The 1,831-nt window shown below is 50.4% G+C and carries 3 protein-coding genes; 1 reads left to right on the top strand and 2 read right to left on the bottom strand.

The genetic code is table 11. The annotated features are described in order from the left end of the window. Positions 1-797, top strand: a 797-nt coding sequence (locus WBV27_RS09375; RefSeq protein ID WP_424201470.1) for a helix-turn-helix domain-containing protein, incomplete at its 5' end; no start/stop codon positions are given. Positions 798-1,162: 365 nt separating this feature from the next. Here the strand turns inward: WBV27_RS09375 and WBV27_RS09370 are convergent. Continuing rightward, a complete protein-coding gene (locus WBV27_RS09370) occupies positions 1,163-1,498 on the bottom strand; it encodes a hypothetical protein (RefSeq protein ID WP_424201469.1) in 336 nt (111 codons plus the stop codon). 100 nt (positions 1,499-1,598) lie between these two features. Beyond that, a partial coding sequence (locus WBV27_RS09365) for a hypothetical protein (RefSeq protein WP_424201467.1) occupies positions 1,599-1,831 on the bottom strand: 233 nt, incomplete at its 5' end.

Raw genomic sequence — 1,831 nt, 5'->3', positions numbered from 1 at the left:
TGCATATCCCTGAACATACGCTGAGCGGACGCGAAAAAGCCCTTTTGAAGCAGTTGCTGCTAAACGAGGCCAAGACGACATCCGACATCCCGAAGAATCCTTGGGCCCAGTTTCTGTTGGGCCAGACGACCGAAATTCCGACCGGACTGGCGCAGACCCAACTACTCCAATTCAGACTCTCGTACCGAGAAGAGGACGCCGGGTCTTTCGATCAGACACTGTGGCTCGATGCCTTCAGCCAGACATTGCCGCTTGTCCGCGAATGCTTCTTTTTGAACGGCAAAAGCGGTGTCTTCATTCTCGACAGCCCGGAACCCTACTGCATCGATGAGGAATTGGCGGCGGTGCTTGATATTCTGGATGACGACTTCAGCTTGCGGACCGACTTGTATCTGGGCCAACGCTGGCCTGTCGATGCCCGCCTGCCGCTCCTTTTCGAAGAGGAAAGGAAAATATTCGCGGCCAGCCGAACGATAGCCAAAGGCAGCAAGATCATAACGCTTGCCGCCATCGCGCTTCCATATTTCATCTCGGAATCAGGGAACCAGAATCTAGTGCTGCAAGCCTTGCAGACCGCGATCAATTCCATCGACGGCACACACGAACTGATCACGGCCATGTGGCAAAACCAAGGAAACCTGTCGAAAGCGGCAGCCGACCTTTATCTGCACCGCAACACTCTCCAGTACCGGATCGATCGCTTTTTTGATGCGACTGGCCTGGCCTTGAAGAGCATGGATGACCTCGCCTTGGCTTACCTCGCTATTACTGTACTGCCCGTAACGCCCAACAACTAAAAAACGGCTGTCCCGCATTCGGGACAGCCGTTTTCTCTTTTTAAAGCACGTTGCTTACGGGAAAAAGTATTAATTGGTCCCCCATGGAGAAAGGAATGGGATGCCGTAGTTCCGGTTGTCCGATTCTTCCCGCTTATTGGACAACCGGCTATGCATTCGGACTCTAGCTGTCCGATTCTTCCCGCTTATCGGACATCCGACTATACAATCGGACTCCAGTTGTCCGATTCTTCCCGCTTATCGGACATCCGCCTATGCATTTGGACCACGGTTGTCCGATTCTTCCCATTTATCGGACATCCGGCAGTATAAACGCAAATAAACAAGGATTGTCTGCAAAAGAGACAATCCTTATTTCAACATTCTTATCTATGAAACTTGTCGCCTACGTTGTCTTTTACATCGCCAGCTTTGTCCTTTAAATCAGAGAATAGGTCCATTGCTGATTCTTTCCAATCGCCTGCTCTGTCCACCACACGCAGGAAGCCGTCGATCTCATCATCCGTCAAATCCTCGATTGCCCGTAAAAGCTTTTGGCTGCCTTTCAGATGGTCCTTCACGAAGTTCTTCATGCGTTGACGGTTCAAATAGGAGCCGATCTTGTCCACTGCTTCTTCCTCGTATGCCAAGGCTGCTGCAATCGCCGCAATCGCTGCTGTAGCACCCAAACCGATCAACAATGCCTTTTTGGAATTCTTCATTTTATTTGTTCCCTCCTCTAACTTCTGTAACTATATTTTAGCACAAACGGTAGCGATAGCCGAACAATAACCCTGTCTGCCAAATGAGGACCTGCTGCTCTTAAGAATTTACCGGAATTTTTTTGTCTTTGTTTTCCGCCTTGGCGGGCTTCACGGAAATCCGGATGCTGCCTTTTTGGGCGCCAATCGTGACGGTATCGCCGAACTTGATAAAGCCGCTCAACATTTCTTCACTCAATTTGTCTTCGATTTCTTTTTGGATCGCGCGTCTGATCGGACGTGCGCCGTATTCCGGATCGAAACCGGCTTTTGCGATGACATCGATGGCTGCAG

The sequence above is a fragment of the Trichococcus sp. genome (assembly GCF_049589555.1).
In the GTDB taxonomy this organism is placed as follows: Bacteria; Bacillota; Bacilli; order Lactobacillales; family Aerococcaceae; genus Trichococcus.
Note: the sequence above shows the minus strand (reverse complement) of the source record. Positions and strands in the feature narration are given on the sequence as shown.

Bases quoted from the DNA above. Each gene is read 5' to 3' on its own strand.
- WBV27_RS09370 (WP_424201469.1), bottom strand. From the start codon at position 1,498: ATGAAGAATTCCAAAAAGGCATTGTTGATCGGTTTGGGTGCTACAGCA.